The organism is Hydrophilobacter chitinilyticus, from assembly GCF_049860745.1.
Classification (GTDB): domain Bacteria; phylum Pseudomonadota; class Gammaproteobacteria; order Burkholderiales; family Burkholderiaceae_C; genus Rhodoferax_B.
In genome coordinates this window covers 714,558-735,357 of record NZ_CP187561.1, presented here as the reverse complement: position 1 = coordinate 735,357, position 20,800 = coordinate 714,558, and the positions used below count along the sequence as shown (strand labels likewise).

Annotated in this window: 22 protein-coding genes; 19 read left to right on the top strand and 3 right to left on the bottom strand. The window is 60.5% G+C overall.

The features are described 5' to 3' along the window. The first annotated feature begins 373 nt into the window (after positions 1-373). The 9 genes from motA to ACPWMG_RS03485 all read left to right on the top strand — a co-directional run bounded on the left by motA (position 374) and on the right by ACPWMG_RS03485 (position 9,669). Positions 374-1,234 carry a flagellar motor stator protein MotA gene (gene motA / locus ACPWMG_RS03525; RefSeq protein ID WP_483303287.1) on the top strand — a complete coding sequence of 287 codons (861 nt, stop codon included), beginning with the start codon at positions 374-376 and terminating at the stop codon, positions 1,232-1,234. Between the two features lie 34 nt (positions 1,235-1,268). Continuing rightward, positions 1,269-2,228, top strand: a complete 960-nt coding sequence (gene motB, locus ACPWMG_RS03520) for a flagellar motor protein MotB (RefSeq protein WP_483303286.1) — start codon at positions 1,269-1,271, stop codon at positions 2,226-2,228. A 72-nt stretch (positions 2,229-2,300) separates the two neighbouring features. Continuing rightward, positions 2,301-2,696, top strand: a complete 396-nt coding sequence (gene cheY, locus ACPWMG_RS03515) for a chemotaxis response regulator CheY (protein WP_483303285.1) — start codon at positions 2,301-2,303, stop codon at positions 2,694-2,696. After that, the gene (locus tag ACPWMG_RS03510) at positions 2,693-3,337 is read left to right on the top strand and encodes a protein phosphatase CheZ (RefSeq protein ID WP_483303284.1); all 645 of its coding nucleotides are present in this window, start codon (positions 2,693-2,695) and stop codon (positions 3,335-3,337) included. The genes cheY and ACPWMG_RS03510 overlap by 4 nt, the downstream gene beginning before the upstream one ends. A 100-nt stretch (positions 3,338-3,437) precedes the next feature. Next, positions 3,438-4,595, top strand: coding sequence for an EscU/YscU/HrcU family type III secretion system export apparatus switch protein (locus tag ACPWMG_RS03505; RefSeq protein ID WP_483303283.1), 1,158 nt, complete (start codon positions 3,438-3,440; stop codon positions 4,593-4,595). Further along, positions 4,592-6,673 (top strand): flagellar biosynthesis protein FlhA, encoded by a 2,082-nt coding sequence (gene flhA / locus ACPWMG_RS03500; RefSeq protein WP_483303282.1) that lies wholly within the window; start codon positions 4,592-4,594, stop codon positions 6,671-6,673. The genes ACPWMG_RS03505 and flhA overlap by 4 nt, the downstream gene beginning before the upstream one ends. Next, positions 6,670-8,160: a flagellar biosynthesis GTPase FlhF gene (gene flhF, locus ACPWMG_RS03495; protein WP_483303281.1), complete on the top strand. Its 1,491-nt coding sequence runs from the start codon at positions 6,670-6,672 to the stop codon at positions 8,158-8,160. Before flhA ends, flhF begins: the two co-directional genes overlap by 4 nt. After that, positions 8,153-8,950: a hypothetical protein gene (locus ACPWMG_RS03490; RefSeq protein WP_483303280.1), complete on the top strand. Its 798-nt coding sequence runs from the start codon at positions 8,153-8,155 to the stop codon at positions 8,948-8,950. The genes flhF and ACPWMG_RS03490 overlap by 8 nt, the downstream gene beginning before the upstream one ends. After that, on the top strand, positions 8,950-9,669 hold the full coding sequence (locus ACPWMG_RS03485) for an RNA polymerase sigma factor FliA (RefSeq protein ID WP_483303279.1): 720 nt from the start codon (positions 8,950-8,952) through the stop codon (positions 9,667-9,669). Before ACPWMG_RS03490 ends, ACPWMG_RS03485 begins: the two co-directional genes overlap by 1 nt. A 103-nt stretch (positions 9,670-9,772) precedes the next feature. Here ACPWMG_RS03485 and ACPWMG_RS03480 read toward each other — a convergent pair whose 3' ends face one another. From ACPWMG_RS03480 to flgA, 3 genes are all read right to left on the bottom strand, one after another. Continuing rightward, entirely contained in the window at positions 9,773-10,162 is a 390-nt protein-coding gene (locus tag ACPWMG_RS03480; RefSeq protein WP_483303278.1) for a hypothetical protein, read from the bottom strand. Between the two features lie 28 nt (positions 10,163-10,190). Continuing rightward, complete coding sequence (flgM, locus tag ACPWMG_RS03475) at positions 10,191-10,517, bottom strand: flagellar biosynthesis anti-sigma factor FlgM (RefSeq protein ID WP_483303277.1); 327 nt, start codon at positions 10,515-10,517, stop codon at positions 10,191-10,193. Positions 10,518-10,615: 98 nt separating this feature from the next. Next, positions 10,616-11,377, bottom strand: coding sequence for a flagellar basal body P-ring formation chaperone FlgA (gene flgA, locus ACPWMG_RS03470; RefSeq protein WP_483303276.1), 762 nt, complete (start codon positions 11,375-11,377; stop codon positions 10,616-10,618). A 253-nt stretch (positions 11,378-11,630) separates the two neighbouring features. On the opposite strand from flgA, the gene flgB reads away from it, so the two are divergent. From flgB to flgK, 10 genes are read left to right on the top strand one after another with little or no spacing between them, the layout of a single operon-like run. Next, positions 11,631-12,041, top strand: coding sequence for a flagellar basal body rod protein FlgB (gene flgB / locus ACPWMG_RS03465; protein ID WP_483303275.1), 411 nt, complete (start codon positions 11,631-11,633; stop codon positions 12,039-12,041). A 33-nt stretch (positions 12,042-12,074) separates the two neighbouring features. Further along, positions 12,075-12,479, top strand: a complete 405-nt coding sequence (gene flgC, locus ACPWMG_RS03460; protein WP_483303274.1) for a flagellar basal body rod protein FlgC — start codon at positions 12,075-12,077, stop codon at positions 12,477-12,479. Positions 12,480-12,506: 27 nt separating this feature from the next. Next, complete coding sequence (locus ACPWMG_RS03455; RefSeq protein ID WP_483303273.1) at positions 12,507-13,160, top strand: flagellar hook assembly protein FlgD; 654 nt, start codon at positions 12,507-12,509, stop codon at positions 13,158-13,160. Between the two features lie 60 nt (positions 13,161-13,220). After that, a complete protein-coding gene (flgE, locus tag ACPWMG_RS03450) occupies positions 13,221-14,450 on the top strand; it encodes a flagellar hook protein FlgE (RefSeq protein ID WP_483303272.1) in 1,230 nt (409 codons plus the stop codon). Between the two features lie 37 nt (positions 14,451-14,487). Beyond that, complete coding sequence (gene flgF, locus ACPWMG_RS03445; protein WP_483303271.1) at positions 14,488-15,228, top strand: flagellar basal-body rod protein FlgF; 741 nt, start codon at positions 14,488-14,490, stop codon at positions 15,226-15,228. A 48-nt stretch (positions 15,229-15,276) separates the two neighbouring features. Further along, positions 15,277-16,059, top strand: a complete 783-nt coding sequence (gene flgG, locus ACPWMG_RS03440) for a flagellar basal-body rod protein FlgG (protein ID WP_483303270.1) — start codon at positions 15,277-15,279, stop codon at positions 16,057-16,059. 31 nt (positions 16,060-16,090) lie between these two features. Continuing rightward, positions 16,091-16,807 (top strand): flagellar basal body L-ring protein FlgH, encoded by a 717-nt coding sequence (locus ACPWMG_RS03435; RefSeq protein WP_483303269.1) that lies wholly within the window; start codon positions 16,091-16,093, stop codon positions 16,805-16,807. Between the two features lie 48 nt (positions 16,808-16,855). Continuing rightward, complete coding sequence (locus ACPWMG_RS03430) at positions 16,856-17,995, top strand: flagellar basal body P-ring protein FlgI (RefSeq protein WP_483303268.1); 1,140 nt, start codon at positions 16,856-16,858, stop codon at positions 17,993-17,995. A 1-nt stretch (position 17,996) separates the two neighbouring features. Continuing rightward, on the top strand, positions 17,997-18,860 hold the full coding sequence (flgJ, locus tag ACPWMG_RS03425) for a flagellar assembly peptidoglycan hydrolase FlgJ (protein ID WP_483303267.1): 864 nt from the start codon (positions 17,997-17,999) through the stop codon (positions 18,858-18,860). Positions 18,861-18,881: 21 nt separating this feature from the next. Then, positions 18,882-20,780, top strand: coding sequence for a flagellar hook-associated protein FlgK (gene flgK, locus ACPWMG_RS03420; RefSeq protein ID WP_483303266.1), 1,899 nt, complete (start codon positions 18,882-18,884; stop codon positions 20,778-20,780). Positions 20,781-20,800 lie beyond the last annotated feature (20 nt).

The window sequence follows — 20,800 nt, the reverse complement described above, 5'->3', positions numbered from 1 at the left end:
CATCGGTTGGCAGGCGCGCCAGCTACGGCAACAGAGGATAAGACGATCAGCTTCTACAGATGAACCGAATAGACGGCAATAACACCAGCACTTCGTCGGATGCCAGGCGATACAGCAAGCGCTGCCGGTGCTACGCTGCATACAGTGCTTTGACACCGAAAAAACGTCAACACGCCGCCTGGTTTTTTGACGACTGCGTGACGGTCGCCGCTGTGGGTTTATTGCTTTTTAGTTGAAATGGCTGATTTAACCCAGCTACTTTCGCTTTAACGCTTCACCGACTACGGCACCATCCGATACATTTATACACAGCGGTTCATTGAACGAGGTTCACCGCTCTCTTACGGATTTTTGTCCAGAAATACAACCAATCATGATCGTACTCATTGGTTACGCCGTCGCGATGGGCTGCATCTTCGGCGTGTACATCCTCCACGGTGGCAACATCGGGGTTATTCTTCACGCCCTCCCTTTCGAACTGATCACCATCTTCGGCGGCGCCTTGGGCGCCTTTGCGGTGAACAACCAGCCCAAGGTCTTGAAGGCCACGCTGAAACTACTGCCCACAGCGTTGAAGGGCTCCAAGTACACCAAGGAACGCTACCTTGAGCTGCTGACGCTTCTCTACGACATCTTGCAAAAAGCGCGCAAGGAAGGCTTGATGTCGATCGAAAAGGACGTTGAAGAACCGCACGAGTCGGAGATTTTCAAGAAATATCCGGTGGTGGGCAGCGACCACCACGTGGTCGAGTTCATGACCGACTACCTGCGCATGATGGTGTCGGGCAACCTGAACTCGCACGAAATCGAAGCCCTGATGGACAGCGAAATCGACACCCATCACCAGGAAACCCACGCCCCCATTGCCGCGTTGACGCGTCTGGCAGGTGCGCTGCCGGCCTTCGGGATTGTGGCGGCCGTGCTCGGTGTGGTGAACACCATGGGCTCGGTCGGTCAACCACCGTCGGTGCTGGGCGGGATGATCGCCTCCGCGCTGGTCGGTACTTTCTTGGGTATTTTGCTGGCGTACGGTGTCGTGGAACCACTGGCCGGCTTGCTGGAGCAAAAAACCGAAGAGGGCTCGAAGGAGTTCCAGTGCATCAAAACAACGCTGTTGGCGAGCATGCAAGGCTACAACCCATCGACAGCCATCGAATTTGGTCGCAAAGTACTGTTTTCTACAGAACGCCCAACCTTCCTTGAGCTGGAAAGCCACGTTCGCGGGAAGAAGTAATTGAGTTCACCCAACCCACAAGTAGGACGCTGACATGGCAGGCGAAGGCAGCAAGCTACAACCGATCATCATCAAACGGGTGAAAAAGGGCGGTCACGCCGCGCACGGCGGTGCCTGGAAGATCGCCTATGCCGACTTCGTGACCGCCATGATGGCGTTCTTTCTGTTGATGTGGCTGCTCGGCTCCACCACAGAGGGCGACCGCAAAGGGCTCTCCGACTACTTCAATGCGCCGCTGAAAGTGGCGATGCAAGGGGGTACCGGTGCCGGCGCGAGCAACAGCATCTTGAATGGCGGCGGCGCCGACTTGTCCAAGGACGTGGGACAAAACGCCAAAAGCGCCCAGAGCCCGGAAGAGGCCATCGCGCAGAAAAAGGCCGCTGAAGAAGCCGCCAAGGCCGAGTTGGCCCGCATGGACCGCAACCGCATGGCTGCGCTGCGCGCGAAGATCGACGCCATGATCACCAACAGCCCCAAGCTGACGGAGTACCGCTCGCAGATCAAGATCGAACAAACGCCGGACGGGCTGCAGATCCAGATCGTCGACGACCAGAACCGCCCCATGTTTGACAGCGGCAGCGCCTTGGTAAAACCCTATATGCGCGACATCTTGCGAGAGATCGGAGCTGCCCTGAGCGGCATCGAGAACCGCGTCAGCCTGGCCGGCCACACCGACCGAACGCCTTACGGCAATGGTGAGCGCGGCTACAGCAATTGGGAGTTATCGGCCGACCGGGCGAATTCATCGCGCCGCGAATTGGTGGCGGCCGGCATGCCAGACGACAAGATGGCCCGCGTGGTGGGCTTGGCATCGAGCAGTTTGTTGGACACAAGCAACCCCTTGGCCCCTGTAAACCGCCGCATCAGCATCACCGTGATGACACGTGAAGCAGAAGCCCGGCTATTGGGCAATAGTAGTGCCACAATACCGCCTGAGACACAATCTGCGGCCGAAACTGCTCAAAATCCGCAACCAAGCGGACAAAAACCGTAGGTTTTTTTCAGAGTTACCGAGGATCCACTAGATGCGCCTCTTATTTGCAACCCCACATCGAAAGGGTCACCCGTGGCAAACGAACTACGTTTTCTAATCGTAGATGACTTCTCCACAATGCGTCGCATTGTGCGCAACCTGCTCAAAGAAAGCGGCTTTAGCGACGCAGAAGAAGCCGAAGACGGCGCCGCAGCACTGAACAAGCTGCGCAACGGACATTTTGACTTTGTGGTCAGTGACATCAACATGCCCAACATGAATGGGTTTGAGTTGCTCACCGCCGTGAAGTCGGACGAGAAACTCAAGCACATCCCGGTGCTGATGGTGACCGCCGAGGCGCGCAAGGAAGACATCGTGATGGCCGCCCAAGGCGGTGCTGCCGGCTACATCGTTAAACCCTTTACCAAGGCCATTCTTGAAGACAAGGTGATCGCCATCCTGAAGAAACTCGGGCTGCACCAAGAATGAGCAACGATCCGACCTCAACGCAAGTGGAGTCGGATGCTGTTGAATCCGATGTTCACCACAAGATCGGCCTGCTCACTCGGCAGCTCCACGACTCCCTGAATGAGCTCGGATACACCGATAAACTCAAAGGCAGCGTCAGCGAGTTGCCTGACGCCCAGTCCCGTCTGTCGTACATCGCCCGCCTGACCGGCGAAGCCGCCGAAAAGGTGCTGATGCGGGTCGAAATGGCGAAGACGCAACACGACTACATCGCCGAAGAAACCCGCCGCGTGGGTGCCTTGCTCGTCAAGGACCCGGTCGCGGCTGTGGCCACGGGCACCGTCTACAACTTTGTCGCCGACGTTGACCGCGCCACCAAAGACATTGACAGCCACCTCACCGAAATCATGATGGCCCAGGACTTCCATGACCTGACGGGCCAGGTGATTGCGCGCGTGGTGAACCTGGCTGCCACCATTGAAGACCAATTGGTGCAACTCCTGATCAAGACGGCACCACCTGGCACCGAACTGGCATCGGCAGTGACACCCGCCAAGGCGCCAGAAAAGCTGGCAGGCCCTGTTGTCGACACCAACCCAGGCGCCGACGTGGTCACGGATCAATCGCAGGTGGATGACCTGCTGGCAAGCCTCGGGTTCTGACACCGCGAGACTTGGGATAAGAGGGGCAAGCGCCCCACTTTTCCGCCTTTAGCCCTGGCATGGGCTGCAGACAATGGGAAACCGTTAATGCCCCATCGCCATGGAATCATCCAGCCAAGACAAAAACCTACCCGCCACTGAGCGCAAGCTTCAGCAGGCGCGCAAGGACGGGCAGGCTTCTCGCTCGAAAGAACTCGCCCACCTGGCGGTTTTGGGCGTGGGATTGTCAACGCTGCTCATCTTTGGGCCGGCAGCTTTCGACCGTTTCAAGGTCAGCATCGGCCACCAGTTGACGTTTGGCACCGGCACGGTCAACAACCCCAACATCATGCTCGACCGGCTGATGGACATGACGGCCATCGGCTTGTTTGCCAGCGCGGCTTTCGCCTTCATCGTATTGACCGCCGCCATTGGCAGCACCATCGCCGCAGGCGGCTGGATTGCCAGCACCAAGCCGGTCATGCCCGATCTGACGCGCCTCAACCCCTTGAGCGGCATCACCCGGCTGTTCTCATTGCAGCAAGTCACCGATGTGGTCAAGCTGCTGATCATCACCTCCATCTTGTTCGCGGTGTCGTGGAGCTACATCTCCAACAGCCTGCAATCGGTGGCCTCATTGATCATGCAGCCCTCGGTGGCGGCGCTGTCGCAACTGGCGCAATGGATCACGTCTGGCCTGACCATGCTGATGCTGGTGGTGTTTGCCGTCGCCGTGATCGACGTGCCACTGCAACGCTTCCTGCTGCACAAGCGCTTGAAGATGTCCCACCAGGAAGTCAAGCAAGAGCACAAAGAAGCCGACGGCAACCCGCAAATGAAGGGCCGCATGCGCAACCGCGCACGCGAAATTGCCAACCGCAGCAGCGTCAGCGCGGTGCCCAAGGCTGACTTTGTGTTGATGAACCCCACCCACTTCGCAGTGGCCCTGCGCTACGACGAAAAAACCATGGTGGCCCCACAAGTCATCTCCAAGGGCGCCGACCTGGTGGCCATGAAGATCCGCGAAGTGGCCAACGCGCATTCGATTCCGGTACTGCAGTCGCCCACTCTGGCGCGCGCGCTGTATGCCCACGCCGACCTGAACAAAGAAATTCCGTCGTCGCTCTATACCGCCGTGGCGCAGGTGTTGGCGTATGTGTACCGCGTGAAGGCCGCCATGCGCGGCGAAGGCCCCATGCCTGATGTATTTGCCCAGCCGTTTGTTCCACCTGAGTTGGACCCCCTTAGCAAGACTGTTCTGCCAGAGAGCGCCACATGAACACGCAAGTTAATTCCATGAAACTATGGGCGAACAAGAATGCCGCCCTGATGCAGGGGGTTTCAGCACCCATCTTGATCATCGTCATCCTGTCGATGATGGTCTTGCCCATGCCGTCCTGGCTGCTCGACATCTTCTTCACCGTCAACATCGCCGTGGCGCTGATGGTGATGATGGTGGCCGCTTACATGGTTCGGCCGCTGGACTTTGCCGCGTTCCCGTCGGTGCTGCTGTTGACCACGCTGATGCGCCTGTCGCTGAACGTGGCTTCTACCCGCGTGGTGCTGCTCGAAGGCCACACCGGCCCCGGCGCTGCAGGTAAGGTGATTGAGGCATTCGGACACTTCTTGATTGGTGGCAACTTCGCCGTGGGTTTGATCGTGTTCGCGATCTTGGTGGTGATCAACTTCATTGTGGTGACCAAGGGCTCGGAGCGTATTGCAGAAGTGTCGGCACGCTTCACCTTGGACGCCATGCCCGGCAAACAAATGGCGGTGGATGCTGATTTGAACGCCGGCCTGATCAACGAAAAAGAAGCCAAACGCCGTCGCGCCGAAGTGGCTGAAGAAGCCGACTTCTTTGGTTCGATGGACGGTGCCTCGAAGTTTGTGCGTGGCGATGCGGTCGCTGGTATCTTGATTCTGATCATCAACATCGTGGGCGGCTTCACCATCGGCATGCTGCAACACGGCCTGAGCGCCGGGCAAGCTGCCGACAGCTACATCCTGCTGGCCGTTGGTGATGCGCTGGTCGCACAAATCCCTGGCTTATTGGTGTCTGTGGCAGCCGCGATGGTGGTGTCGCGCGTCGGCAAGGACGACGACATCAGCAAACAGATCGTTGGCCAGTTGTTCACCTCACCCAAGGTGTTGGCTATTACCGCCGGCATTTTGGCGCTGCTGGGCCTGGTGCCCAACATGCCCCACGTGGTGTTTCTGTCGATGGCGGCTGTTCTGGGTTATGGCGCATGGCTGATTGCACGCCGCCCACCGCCAGCAGACCCTGCGGCGGTGGCACCGCCACCACCCACCGACGGCGAAGCTACCTGGGACGACTTGCAACCCGTGGACCTGCTGGGCCTGGAATTGGGCTACCGCCTGATCACCCTGGTGGACAAGTCGCGCCAAGGCGACCTACTCACCCGCATCAAAGGCGTGCGCCGCAAGTTTGCGCAGGAGGTGGGTTTCTTGCCGCCAGCCGTGCACGTGCGCGATAACCTCGAATTGAAGCCCAGCGCCTACCGCATCACGCTGCGTGGCGTGGTGGTAGGCGAAGGCGAAGCCTTCCCAGGCATGTACTTAGCCATCAACCCCGGTGGTATCACCACACCGCTGATTGGCACCGCCACCACCGACCCCGCATTTGGTTTGCCAGCGCACTGGATCGACGAACGCCAGAAGGAAGCGGCGCAATTGGCAGGTTTTACCGTGGTTGATTCGGAAACCGTGATGGCGACGCATTTGTCACACTTGATGCAAGTTCAGGCAGCACGTTTGCTGAGCCGGACGGAAACCCAACAACTTGTTGATCACATCAGCCGCCAAGCCCCGAAATTGATCGAAGAAGTGGTCCCCAAAATGGTCTCGATTGCCACATTCCAGAAAGTCCTGCAGTTGCTGCTGGAAGAGTCTGTGCACATCCGCGACATCCGCACCATCGTCGAGTCGCTGGCCGAACACGCCTCGTCCACTACCGACCCGGCCGAACTGGCCCGTCGCATCCGTGTGGCACTGGCCCCAGCCATCGTGCAGCAGATTTACGGCCCGGTACGCGAGCTGAATGTGATTGCCATCGAGCCAAGCCTGGAACGCATGTTGGTACAAGCCCTGGGCAACACCGCTGGCCCATCACTTGACCCGAGCGTGGCCGAAATGCTGACCCGTAGCGCCGCCGACGTGGCCCTGAAACAAGAAGAACTTGGTGTGCCAGCTTGCCTGCTGGTGCCCGACCCGATTCGCAACGCCATTTCGCGCCTGGTTCGCCGCGTAGCCCCACGGCTACAGGTCCTGGCGCACAGTGAAATTCCTGAAACACACACCATTCGCATCGGCCCCATCCTTAGAGGTGCACTCACATGAACATCAAACGCTTCCACGCCGCCACTTCCCGTGAAGCACTGGCCAAGGCCCGCATGACTTTCGGCGACGGCACACTGATTCTGTCCAACCGCCCTACCGCCACTGGCGTTGAGGTGGTGGCCACCGCTGAAGATTCGCTTGCAGCGTTGGACCAAGTGCACTCCAACATCCAAGCGGGCAAGGTTTCGCAGAAAACGGCCGAGGCCCTGAGCCGCCCGAGCGCTCTCAGCAATTTTGCCGAGGAAGAAATCATGGCCAACGCCGTGGAGGAAGACGTTGAGCAGCTCACCATGAGCACCTTGTCTTTCCAGGACTACGTGCGCGAACGCATGCTGCGCCGCCGCCATGAGGTGGCCCTTGACAGCGACGATACCGGACTGGGTGCAGACTCGGCATTCGGCGCGCAGGCAGCACCTGCCCCCGCGCCAGTGCAAGCCGCTGTGCATGCTCCTGCGCCACGCGCCAACCATTCGGCGCCCTTCTCCAAACCCGCAACACGGCCCGCGCCTACGCCATCGGGCATGTCGCTGAACAATGCGCCCTCACAGAGCATTGTCAAAGAGCTGAATGCCATGAAGGAGTTGATTGAAGAGCGCTTCAATACCTTTGCCTGGCTCGGCCAAGCCAAGCAGGACCCCATCCAGTCGAACCTGATGCTCAAGCTGATCCGCGCCGGCTATTCGCCCGCATTGGCCCGCGCCATCCTGGAACGCCTGCCTGAAGACACTGCACCGGCCGAAGCCGTGCGCTGGTTGATGGACGTGCTGGAGCGCAACCTGAAGACGGATTCTCCCGGCCCTTCGCTGGTGCAGGAAGGCGGCATCTACGCGCTGGTGGGCGCCACCGGTGTCGGCAAGACCACGACCGCCGCCAAGCTCGCCGCGCAATGTGTGCAGATGCATGGTGCCAACAGCGTTGGCCTGGTCACGCTCGACACGTACCGCGTCGCCGGCCACGAACAATTGCGCGCCTATGGCCGCATGCTGGGTGTGGTAGCCCACCTGGCCCACGATCGCGCAGCTCTGCAAGATTTGCTGAGCCTGCTGGCGAACAAGAAGATGGTGCTGATCGACACCACCGGCATCGCACCACGCGACCCGCGCAAGCGCGACATGCTGGGCGTGCTGGATCTACCAGACATCAACCGCCTGCTGGTGTTGAACGCCGGCGGCCATGGCGACATGCTGGAAGACGTGCTGACCTCATTCAAAACCACCGGCACACAACAAGCCATCCTGTCCAAGGTGGACGAAGCCGTAAAGCTTGGCCCTGCTCTCGACGCGGTGATTCGCCACCAGCTTTTGCTGCGTGGGGTGTGTAATGGACAACGTGTACCAGAAGATTGGGAGTCGGCCGATGCTGGCAAGCTGATCCGCAACTCGATGCGGTCGGCGACCAAGTCGGTTTTTGACCCGAAAGCGGCTGACTTGAATTTCTTCTTCTCGCCCGCATCTCCTGTTGACTACAAGGACCGTGCTCATGCTTGAACCCAGCATTGACCAAGGAGAAGGACTCAGGCGCTCCATGCCACACGTGGGGTTGCGGGTCATTCCGGTGGTTAGTCGTGGTGAATCAAAAGCGGAACAGCCGTTACTGCTACAGGTATGCCTGTCGCTGCAGAAGTTCGGGCAATCGGTGGCCGTTTTGGATGGCACAGCGACAGAAACCGAAGACAACCCGGGCCTCAGCAGCTTGCTCAACAGCGGCAATTGGCTTTCTGACTTTCAGCAAGAATCTGCGGCCTTGCACATCATGCCCGCGCGACTGGGCCTGGCCCAATTGGTAGCCCGGCGTAGTACCAGCATCGGCAGCTTGCAGGTGTTGACGAACCACCTGAAAAACTACGACGTTGCCGTGGTTTACGCACCTGCTGCACAGTTGATGGATTTGATGCCCGAGACGGCATCTCGCCCGCTGCTGATGGTGGAACCGTTCAAGAAATCCGTCGTGAATGGCTACCAGACCTTCAAGCAGTTTTTGGTGGAGACCAACATGACGCCTACGCTCGTGTCCCTCGTCACCGACGCAAAAGGCTCTGCAGAACGCCGCGCCAACTCTGCCGGTCAAACGCTGCAGCATTGCGCCCGCACATTCCTGGACATGGACACAGAGGTCATGACCGTACGCTCGTTCGCGGTGCGCGGCAAAGCCCGCCCCAATACACCAAAGCTGGCGATGCGGCTGCTGGAAGATTCGTTCGCCGTGCACAAGGCAGGCTTTGGCGCAGCAACGGCTGAACCTCAACTGCAAACCTGGCCAGAGGGATGGAGGTGCTGATGTACACAGCCAAAGGCCATCTCGATCGCGAACACATGATCCGCCAATACGTGCCGCTGGTACGGCGCCTGGCGCATCACATGATTGCCAAACTGCCCCCCAACATTGAGTTGGACGACCTGATCCAGGTGGGCATGATCGGTTTGACCGAAGCCCTGACCCGGTATGAAGTCAACCAGGGTGTGCAGTTCGAAACCTTTGCCACCCAACGGATCCGTGGCGCCATGATCGACGAACTGCGCGAAGGCGACTGGATGTCGCGCAGCTCGCGCAAGAGCCAAAAAGACATTGAACAAGCCGTGCGCCGACTGGAGCAAAAGCTCGGCCGCGTGCCCATCGAATCCGAGATCGCCGCCGAGCTCGACATGCCCTTATCCGACTACCAGGAATTGTTGGGCAAAGTGCGCGGCACCCAACTGGTCTACCTGGAAGACATGTCCGGCGGCTATGACGACGAGTCCGGCTTTCTGGACCACCACGTCTCGGACGAAGGTGAAGCCGATCCGATGCAATTGCTGCGGGACCACCGTTTGCGTGCGGCCTTGGTGGAAGCGATCAAGACCTTGCCCGAGCGCGAACAGCACATCATGAGCATGTACTACGAAAGAGATCTCAACCTCAAAGAGATCGCCGCGGTACTGGGCGTGACCGAATCACGCGTCTGCCAGTTGCACAGCCAGTCGATCGCACGGTTGCGGGCCAAGATGCGCAGCCACTGACCTGGAGAGCCACGACCCGCTTGCCAACGGGGGTCGGGAGCCTAAACAAAAACGCCCTTGGAATCCAAGGGCGTTTTTGTTTAGAAGGGTTTAAACCGCAGCTTTAGGTGGCCAATGCGGTGTAAATACGCGCAGGCGAAGAGGAACGCTTGCGGTCTGCCAACACCTTGTTCGCGTAAGTGGCGTCGTCTTCACCTGGCAACACGGCAGACAAGGCCCGCTCGACCACCACCGCACGGCGACGCACACCATCGCGCTGCAGCGACATTTGCTGCGACAGCTTTTCCATACGCTCACGCAGAGCCGGATCCAGCACCTGGGCGCCAGGCTTGCCACCACGCGAAACGCCGGCAAGCGAAGCCACAGCATCACGCAATGCGGCACTGGCCATCGTCAATTCATGCACATCACCAGAGACCAGCGCCTCTGAAACAGCGTCAACCAAAGCTTCGATCCGATTCAAATCGGGGGTATCAGACAGTTGTGCGGTCATGTGACGGCCTAGTTTGCTGTGGTTATGTTCAGTAGTTTCGGTTGACGCTGAGCATTTCGCTCGCGTTGGCCAGCAACTTGTCGGCGATGGCTTCTGCATCAACCTTGAAAGTGCCGTTGGCAATGGCTGCACGCAACTCGGCCACTTTCTTTTCGTCAAAATCGGCGCTCACGCCTTTGCTGGACTGCTCCAGTGACCGAACCATGGTTGATACCGATACAGATGCACCGTTTGTACTCGCGCGCACCCCTTCGCGCGCGACACCCGACGGCGTTGCTTCTTTCTCCTGTACAACCTTTTTGGTGTCAGGCACGCCAGCCGCGGCTGGTAATTCAGGGGTTTGTCCAATCTTCATCACACGCTCCGTAGTTCCCATGTTTGGGACCTTGCAGTAATGGTATCGACCAACTGATCGGTTACTTTAGACATTTTCACTGCGTATACGCAACCTGTCTACATTTCTAATTTAATCGTACGTGCATCCAGCACCACGCCCGACATCACCCGGCCATTTTCCATGCGTACACGCGCCGTCTGACCAATCACCCCAGCCTGCATGGCCTGGCCGTCAGATGCCACCTGGAAGCCATTTCCTTCGGCCACCACACGCACTTGTGCACCAGCCTGGAACACTTGCGGCTGCTTCACCATGTGAAAACGCACCGCTTGCCCGGGCGCCAAAGCCCGCGCTGCCACTGCACCAACCCACTGGTCAGCATTGGCCACGATCGGCGACGCATCTTCGGCCCAGTCAATTTCACCCTGCATGGCATCTTCTTGCGTCAATACCGCACCAGACGCCACCGGACCACGCACGATCCATGCCGGACCAAACGCCTTGACCGTCACCGGCACAAAGACGTTCCAACGCGTCACACCGTCCACGCAACGCAAACCGATGCGGCTTTTGCCCCAAAGCTTTGCCCCCGTGGGTAAATAAGGTTCAACCTTGCCGCAGGGCGCCAGGCGCAAGCGTGAGTCCAATGCTCCCACACTGACTTCCATGCGCAGAGGCATGGCGTTGGTGGCGCTGGTCTGAGCCAGAGCATCGTCAACCCACTGTCGCGTGGCCGCGGTATAGCCGTTTTCCAATTCTTGAGGCTGCTGGGCCATGCTGCCCAACACCAAGCCGGACAACGCCAGGCCGCTGACCACGCGCGCGATGCCACGCAGACGACGCAAGAGCGATGGGGTGTCCTTCAAATATGTGTGCATATAACCTCCTGGCAACACCGCCTGGACACTCGCCACAGAACCAGTAGCTCGCCATACGGTCCCTGCACTATAGGGAGAAGACGCTGCAGCAAAGCACCGAACTAAGCCGCAATCACCCCTCTCTTCACCACATCGCGCAAACCCAGCATTCCCATAATTTCCCCATCGAAACAGCGGACCACTCCTATGGCGCCGCTGCTGTGCAACTACCGCACGCAAGACCGCACATACGACCGCATTCAAGGGGAACACTATGCTGGACAAACTGGTTGGAAGCCTGGACATACAAACCAAGGCACTGCTGCTACGCGCAGAGCGCCAGCGCACGATCTCCAGCAACATCGCCAACGTCGATACCCCCGGGTACGTGGCGCGCGATTTCAAATTCGGCGAAGCCATGGCGGCTGCCATGGGGGGCTCCACCATTGCTGGCGCCAGCCAGACCGACAAGCGCCACATGCAGATTCCCAGCCCCGATCTTTCGGGCGCCAGCACCGTGGCACTGGGCTACAGCGCGCAAAGCCAGCCCAACATGGACAACAACACCGTCGACCTGGACCGCGAACGCGCCGCCTTCGTCGACAACGCCGTGCGCTACGAGGCCACGCTGCGCTTCATCAACGGCCAAGCCAAAACCATGCTCAGCGCCATCCAAGGCCAATAAAGCACCTCATTTCAAACATCCAAGGAGCCCCTCATGTCGATGTTTTCTATTTTCAACGTTTCTGGAAGCGCCATCAGCGCACAGTCGCAACGCCTCAACGTCGTGGCCAGTAACCTGGCCAACGTCGACGCCGTGGCCGGCCCCGATGGCAACGCCTACAAGGCTCGCCAGGTGGTGTTTCAAACCGAGCTCATGGGAGCCGAAAGTTCCGCCGGCGTACGCGTCAAGGAAATCACCGAGAACAACGCCCCTGGCCGCAAGGTACTCGACCCCGACAACGCACTCGCCGATGCCGACGGCTACGTCACCCATTCCAACGTGAACCAGGTGGAAGAGATGGTCAACATGATCTCCGCCTCGCGCTCTTATCAGAACAACGTCGAAGTCATGAACACGGCCAAGACCCTGTTGCTCAAAACCCTGCAAATGGGTCAATAAAAAACGACAACTACCAAGGACCAAATCATGGCAGTCAGTGGCATCACCAGTTCGCTGGACAAGACAAGCTCCTCCAGCAGTTCATCGACCTCGACGATCAGCGACCAGCAAGACCGTTTCCTGAAGCTGCTGGTCGCGCAGTTGAACAACCAGGATCCGATGAATCCGATGGACAACGCCGAAATGACCACGCAGATCGCACAGATCAACACGGTCACCGGCATCCAGCAGCTCAACGAAACCATGAAGAGCATGTCGGAGCAGTTCACCTCGCTGCAGGTCATGCAAGGCGGCACCATGGTGGGCCGCACCGTCATGACCGAAGGCGACAAGCTCGCCGTAGACACCACCGCCAAGACAGCCGCTGGGGCATTCGACCTGGACGCCACTGCGGCCAACGTCACGGTGCAGGTGTACTCGTCCACCGGCAACATGATCGGCACCGTGCCCATGGGCTCGCTGGAATCCGGTCGCTACTCGTTTGCCTGGGACGCCTCCAGCTACACCGGCACCGGCGACCTCAGCTTCAAGGTTGTGGCCAGCAACGGCGCCTCGACGGTCAACACCACCGCCCTCATGTCGGACAAGGTGGTCTCGGTGGGCGCGGAAAACGGCTCACTCAAGGTGTCGCTGCAAAAGGGCGGCACGGTCGACTACAGCGCCATCAAGGCCATTCTTTAACCCACCGGCTACCGCTTCCGCAAGCCCCTTCACCACCTCGATCTCACACAGGAGTTCATTATGAGTTTTCAACAAGGCCTGTCCGGGCTGAACGCAGCCAGCAAGGGATTGGACGTCATTGGCCACAACATCGCCAACGCCAACACGACCGGCATGAAAGCCTCGCGCGCCGAGTTCGCCGAGCTCTACGCCAGTTCGCTGACCCAAGCCGCTGGCGGCAGCGCCACCGGGATCGGCGTGGTGGTGAATGCTATCTCGCAACAGTTCACGCAAGGCAACATTAGCGTCACGGGCAACGACCTGGACGTGGCCATCAACGGCTCGGGCTTCTTCCAGTTGCAGCTCACCGATGGCAGCATGGGTTATGGCCGTGCCGGTAACTTCAAGCTCGATGAAAACGGCAACATCGTCACCAACGACGGCGCCAAGCTGATCGGCAACATCACCGACCCCGTGACCGGCGCCGTACAGACCGGCGTGCCACTGTCGCTACCCACGGGCAAGGGCGTGGAAGGCAAGATCACCGACAACATCTCGCTGGAACTGAACCTGGACACACGCACGGCCATCGCCTCCAGCACCACGCCACCGACAGCCGTCACCACCTACGGCACCTCACTGGACGTGTACGACACGCAAGGTGCCTCGATTCCCGTGGGCGTGTACTTCTCCAAGACCGCCGCCAACACTTGGGACGTGTACGCTGACTACTCCACCGGCGTTGGCACCACCAGTGACATGACCACTCCGATCGGTAGCGTGACGTTCGATGCCCAAGGCAAGCTGCTGTCATCGACCCCGTCGCCCATGACGCTGGCTGGCGTGCAAGTGGCAACCGGTGCCACACCCGCGTTCGCCATTCCTCTGGACCTGAGCCGCTTGACGCAAGATGCCAAGTCCTTCGCCGTGACCGACATCACGCAGACCGGCAGTGCACCCGGCCAATTGACCGGCCTGAGCATCGCGAAAAACGGCGACATCACGGCACGCTTCTCCAACGGCGTGACGCAAGTGGCTGGCTCGATCCAACTGGTGAACTTCCGCAACGTGCAGGGCTTGAACCCGCAAGGCAGCTACTGGCTGGCGACGTCTGAATCCGGCGCCCCCGTGCCCGGCACGCCCGGCAACGGTAACTTCGGTTCGCTGCAATCTGGCGCACTGGAAGACTCCACCGTCGACCTCACCGCCGAGCTGGTCAACATGATGACCGCACAACGCGCCTACCAGGCCAACGCGCAGACCATCAAGACCCAAGACCAGGTGATGTCCACGCTGGTCAACATGCGCTAAGGCGCTTTTCACTACCACTATCTGAAGGCCACGCGCCATGGACCATTTAATCTACACCTCGATGACCGGTGCCAGCACCGCCTCCACCCGGCAGGCAGTGTTGGCCAACAACCTGGCCAACGTTTCCACCAATGGATTCCGCGCCGAGTTGTCCACGTTCCGTTCGGTGCCGCTGAATGGTCCTGGCTCCAGTACGCGGGTTTTCGCCCTCGACACGACGCGTGGCCACTCCGAGCTGGCCGGCCCCATCCAGCGCACCAACCGCAACCTGGACGCGGCCGCCAAAGGTAACGCCTGGTTTGCGGTGCAAGGCCTGGACGGCACCGAAGCCTACACGCGCAACGGCGCATTCGAAATCTCGCCCGAAGGTCAGTTGGTCACCAACAAGGGCCTGCTGGTTCTCTCCGACGGCGGCGCCCCTATTGATGTGCCGCAAAACGCGGAGATCAACATGGGTTACGACGGCAGCATCAACGCCACCATCGACGGCCAGCGCCCAACGCGCCTGGGCCGCGTGAAGTTGGCCACGCCCGACGTTGATAACCGCCTGGTGCGCAGCGACGACGCTTTGTTCCGCACACCCACCGGCGACCCATTGCCGCAGGACGCCACCGCCACCATGGAGCCCGGCGCAATTGAAGGCTCGAACGTCAACGCCGTCGAAACCATGGTCGGGATGATCCAGGTCGCACGCCAATTTGAAGCCCAGATGCGCTTGCTGCAAAACGCCGAAACGAATGACAAGACCGCCAGCCAGTTGCTGAGCGTCCAGGGCTGATCAGCCTTACCGCTGCCCCTAGCCCACGCACCTTATTGAGGAAACGACATGATCAACTCACTGTGGATCTCCAAGACCGGGATGGAAGCCCAGCAAACCCAGCTGGACGTGATCTCGCACAACTTGGCGAACGTCTCGACCACTGGCTACAAGCGCGCCAACGCCGTCTTCGAAGATCTGATTTACCAAAACCTGCGCCAAGTGGGTTCTGACACCACCGAACAATCGCAACTGCCCACCGGCTTGCATCTGGGCCTGGGTGTGCGCACCGTCGCCACCAGCCGCTCGTACACGCAAGGCAGCATCCAGCAAACCACCAACGCGCTGGATGTCGCCATTCAAGGCAACGGCTTTTTTCAAGTGAACTTGCCCGACGGCACCATCGGCTACACGCGCGACGGCAGCTTCCAGCTCGACTCGCAAGGCCGCGTGGTCACGGCCAACGGCCTGACCATCGCCAACGGCATCACCATTCCGGCCAACGCCCAAAGCATCACCATCAGTTCTGCGGGTGCCGTGAGCGTGGTGTTGCCAGGCAACGCAACGCCGCAACCTGTGGGCAACATTGCGCTGGCCAACTTCATCAACCCGGCCGGCTTGGAGCCCAAGGGCCAGAACCTGTTCACCGAAACCGCCGCATCCGGCCAGCCGCAAAATGGCACGGCTGGCACCAACGGCATGGGCACGCTGAGCCAGGGCTTCCTGGAAACCTCCAACGTCAACGTGGTGCAGGAACTGGTGACCATGATCCAGACCCAGCGCGCCTACGAAATGAACTCCAAAGCGGTCCAGACCTCGGACCAGATGCTGCAGAAGCTCGCCCAGCTCTAAGCACCATCTTCAGCGTTTTACCGAGACTGCCATGAACACAAACACCAAACTCGATTCCCCTTCACGGCTGTGGTGGCCCCTGCTCGTGGCGGTCTGCATTTTCTGCACCGGCTGCGAAACCCTGCGCCAGTCGCCCAAGGTCGACTTCGCGCAACCCACCGTGCCCCTGCAAATCCCGGCGGAAGCGCCGCAGGTACTGCCCGCCACGGGTGGCATCTACATGGCCGCCCGCTACCGTCCGTTTTTTGAAGACCGCCGCCCCCGCATGGTGGGCGACAGCCTGACGATCCAGATCGTGGAAAACGTGACGGCCAAACAAACGTCCACGTCGACCATCGACCGTGCGGGTGACGACAAGCTGGGCGTCACCGCCTTGCCGCTGCTGTCGCCCACCGCGTCGATTCTGGACAAGCTGAACCTCGGCGCCAGCTCGGCCACCACTTACTCGGGTAAAGGCGGCACGGAAAGCGCCAACACCTTCACGGGGGCCATCACCACCACCGTGGTGCAAGTCTTGCCGAACGGCCACCTGGTGGTCAGCGGCGAGAAACAGATCGGCGTGAACGAGAACGTCGATGTGCTGCGCTTCACCGGCACGGTGGATCCGCGCGCCATTCTGCCGAACAGCATCGTCAGCTCCACCGCAGTGGCCAACGTCCGCATCGAATCCAAGGGACGCGGCGCCCAAGGCGAAGTCCAAGCAATGGGCTGGTTTTCACGGTTTTTTATGAACATCAATCCGTTCTAAAAGCCGCAGAATCTTTTTTTCACCAGCCTCAACCCAGGATGGCCTGCCATGTTTTCCCTGCGCTCACTCCCTCTTAAAACCCTCACCACCTGGACCACAGGTCTGGCCCTTGCCCTCGGGCTGGTGGCCACACCGGCCCAGGCGCTTCGCATCAAGGAAGTAGCTGGTGTGCAAGGCGTACGCTCCAACCAGTTGACCGGCTACGGCTTGGTCGTGGGTCTGGACGGCACCGGCGACCAGACCACGCAGATGCCCTACACCACGCAAAGCTTGGCCAACTACCTGCAGCAGATGGGCATTGTGTTGCCCGCTGCGGTGGCCTCCTCTTTGCAGCTGAAAAACGTGGCCGCCGTCGTGGTCACGGCGGAGCTGCCCGCTTTTGCACAACCCGGCCAACAGATCGACGTGGTGGTGTCCTCCATGGGTAACGCCAAGTCGCTGCGAGGCGGTTTGCTGATTGCCACGCCCATGCGCGGCGCCGACGGTGAGGTGTATGCGCTGGCCCAGGGTAATCTGATGGTCGGTGGCGCAGGCGCGTCGGCCGGCGGCAGCAAGGTGCAAGTGAACCACTTGAACGCCGGTCGTATTCCCAGCGGTGCTCAGGTTGAACGCACGGTGCCTTCGCCACTGCAAACCGGGGACTTCGTCAACCTCGACCTGAATTCGAACGACTTCCAGACCGCACGCCGCGTGGCTGCGGCCATCAACGCACGCATGGGCCCCGGCCTGGCCAATGCGGTGGACGGCCGCACAGTGCAGGTGCGCGCGCCCATCAACGCCAACGCACGCGTGAGCTTCCTGGCCGACGTGGAAGAAATTCCGCTTGAGGCCAGCATTCCCGCCGCCAAGGTGGTCATCAATTCACGCACCGGCTCGATTGTGTTGAACCAGGCCGTCACGCTGGGCCCGTGCGCGATTGCCCACGGCAACCTGTCCATCAGCATCAGCACCACGCCAGTGATCAGCCAACCCGGCGCGTTCTCGCAAGGCGCCACGGTGGTGTCGCAGCAAAGCAGCGTGGACATTAAAACCGGCCAAGGCAAGGTGATCCAGGTACCGGGCTCGCCGCAACTGGGCGACGTAGTGCGCGCCCTCAACACGCTCGGCGCCACGCCGCAAGACTTGCTCGCCATCCTGCAGGCCATCAAGGCTGCGGGTGCCCTGAACGCAGACCTGGAGGTCATCTGACATGGCACTGTCCACCAACAACGTCACCAACGGCCTGGCGGCCGACGTCAACTCGCTGAATGCCCTGAAGCTGCAGGCGGGCACAGACTCACAGGGCGCGATCAAGGAATCGGCCAAACAACTGGAGTCGTTGTTCATGCGCGAGCTGATCAAGAGCATGCGCGACGCGACGATGAAGTCCGGCCTGCTCGACAGCTCCGCCGGCGATCTGGGTAACGACCTGCTGGACCAGCAGTTGTCGGTGGCCATGTCGGGCCAGCCCGGCGGCCTGTCTGAAGCCATTGAGCGTCAGCTCTCACGCCAGATCGTGCGTCCCGACGGCAGCACCGTCGGCGGTGCCGGCGGCAAGATCAACCTGGCGCCACCTGCCACCCCGTTCAAGACGGCCCCCACGGCCACCCAAACCAGCTTCGTACAAAAGCACAACGAAGTGGCCTCGCGCGTGGAACAGGCCAGTGGCATTCCGGCCAGCTTCATGCTCGGCCAGGCTGGCCACGAAACCGGTTGGGGCAAGAGCGAGATCCGCAACAGCGACGGCAGCAGTTCGTTCAACCTGTTCGGCATCAAGGCCGGTGCGGGCTGGACCGGCAAGGTCGCCACGGTGACGACCACCGAATACATCAACGGCGAACCGCGCAAGGTACAGGCCAAGTTCCGCGCCTACGACTCGTACGAAGAGTCGTTCAAGGACTACGCCCGGCTGATCAACGAAAACCCGCGCTACGCCGACGCACGCGACCAAACCTCGGCCCTGGCCTACGCCACCGAACTCAAACGCGCTGGCTACGCCACCGACCCGCAATACGCCAGCAAGCTCAGTCGCGCCATCGACCGTACCGAGCAACTGCGCCGCGCCTACGTCTAAAAAAACGAAAGAGGATCCAAAGTGAGCAGCTTACTCAACATCGGCGCACGCGCACTCCAGGCCAACCAGGCCGCCCTGACCACCACGGGCCACAACATTGCCAACGTCAACACCGCCGGCTATTCACGCCAATCGGTAGTGCTGGAGCAGGTGGCGGGCCAGTTCACCAGCGGTGGCTACATTGGCAAGGGTGTGGACATCCTCACGGTGCAGCGCACCTACAACCAGTTCTTGACCAAGCAGGCCGCGCTGACCGAATCCATCCAATCGGCCGACACCGCGCGCGCCGACAAGCTCACCGGCCTGCAAGACATCTTCACCACCGGCACCTCTGGCCTGGGCGCTGCGGTGAGCGACTTTCTGAATTCGTTCTCGGACATCGTCAGCGCCCCCACCGATCTCACGGCACGCAACGTGGCCTTGACCAGCGCGGATGAACTGGCCGCGCGCTTTCGCACCACCTCGCAGCAGATCAACGACATCCAGGACAGCGTGACGGCGCAGCTCAAGGAACAGGTGCTGTCAATCAACAGCCTGACGACACGCATCGCCACGCTGAACGAGCAGATCGCCCGCGTCAATGGCACCGGCCAGGCCCCGAACGACCTGTTGGACCAACGCGACGAACTGATCAAGAACCTGAACTCGCTGGTGCAGACTTCCACCGTTGCGGCCGATGACGGCACGGTGAGTGTCTTCGTCGGTAGCCAAGCCGTGGTGCAGAGCAACCGGTCGGTGCCGGTGATCCTGACCGACAACAACACCCAGCTCGCGGTGCAACGCGACACCGTGATCACACAGATCGACGCGGCGCAAATTGGCGGCGGCTCCATGACCGGCTTGCTGAAGTTCCAGAACGACGACCTGGTGAAGGGCCGCAACCTGCTGGGCCGCATGGCGCTGGCCATCGCCACCGAAGTCAACGACCAGCACAAGCTGGGCCTGACGATGAACGGCACGCAAGGCGGCAACCTGTTCACCCCCATCACCATCGATCCTGTATTGTCGGATTCGGGTACGGCGTCGATGAGCATCACCGTGGCCGACGGCACGCAGCTCAAGGCGACCAATTACGAAATCAACATGACCAGCGCCACTGCCGGCACGCTCAAGCGTATTCCGGACGACGGCTCGGCGGCGGTCACCTTTACGTCCGTCCCGGTCACAGTGGACGGCCTGACCTTCACCCCCAGCGCCACCGCGGCGGCAGGTGACCGCTTTGTCATGCAACCACTGTCCAACGTGGCGGCACAGATGGGCGTGGCCATCAGCAACCCGCGCGACCTGGCGGCGGCCAGCATCATCGAGCCGGTGATCGGCGCGGCCAATACCGGCACCGTGGCTGTCGCCTCGCTGGAAGCCACCGCGACCGGCTTTGTGCTGCCCGGTGCGGGCGGTGTAACGCTAACCTTCGATGCCAGCACAACGCCAGCCACCTACACCCTGGCGGGCTCCACCAACCCGCCTCCCGGTACCTACAACTACACCTCGGGCAGCACCCTGAACATCGATGGCTGGGCGCTGAAGCTGCAAGGCACCCCCGCCACCGGCGACGTCATCAAGGTGCAGGACGCCACGCCAGCCAATGGCGGCACGGGCTACTACACGCTCAACGCTGGCAACGCCGACAAGCTGATGGACCTGCGCGACCTGGCCACATTCGACGGCGCGAGCATGACCGACGGCTATGCCAGTCTGATCGCCGAGGTGGGCGTGCGCACCCAGAGCGCGCAATACGCGGCCACGGTGTCGCAGGCGATTGCGGCCAATGCGGCATCCGACAAGGCATCGGTCAGCGGCGTCAACCTCGATGAAGAGGCCGCCAAGCTGATCCAGTACCAGCAGGCTTACCAGGCGTCGTCCAAGATGATCCAGGTGGCGCAGACGATCTTCGACTCGATGCTGCAAAGCGTGAGCTGAGCTTCTTTTCGACCTGTATT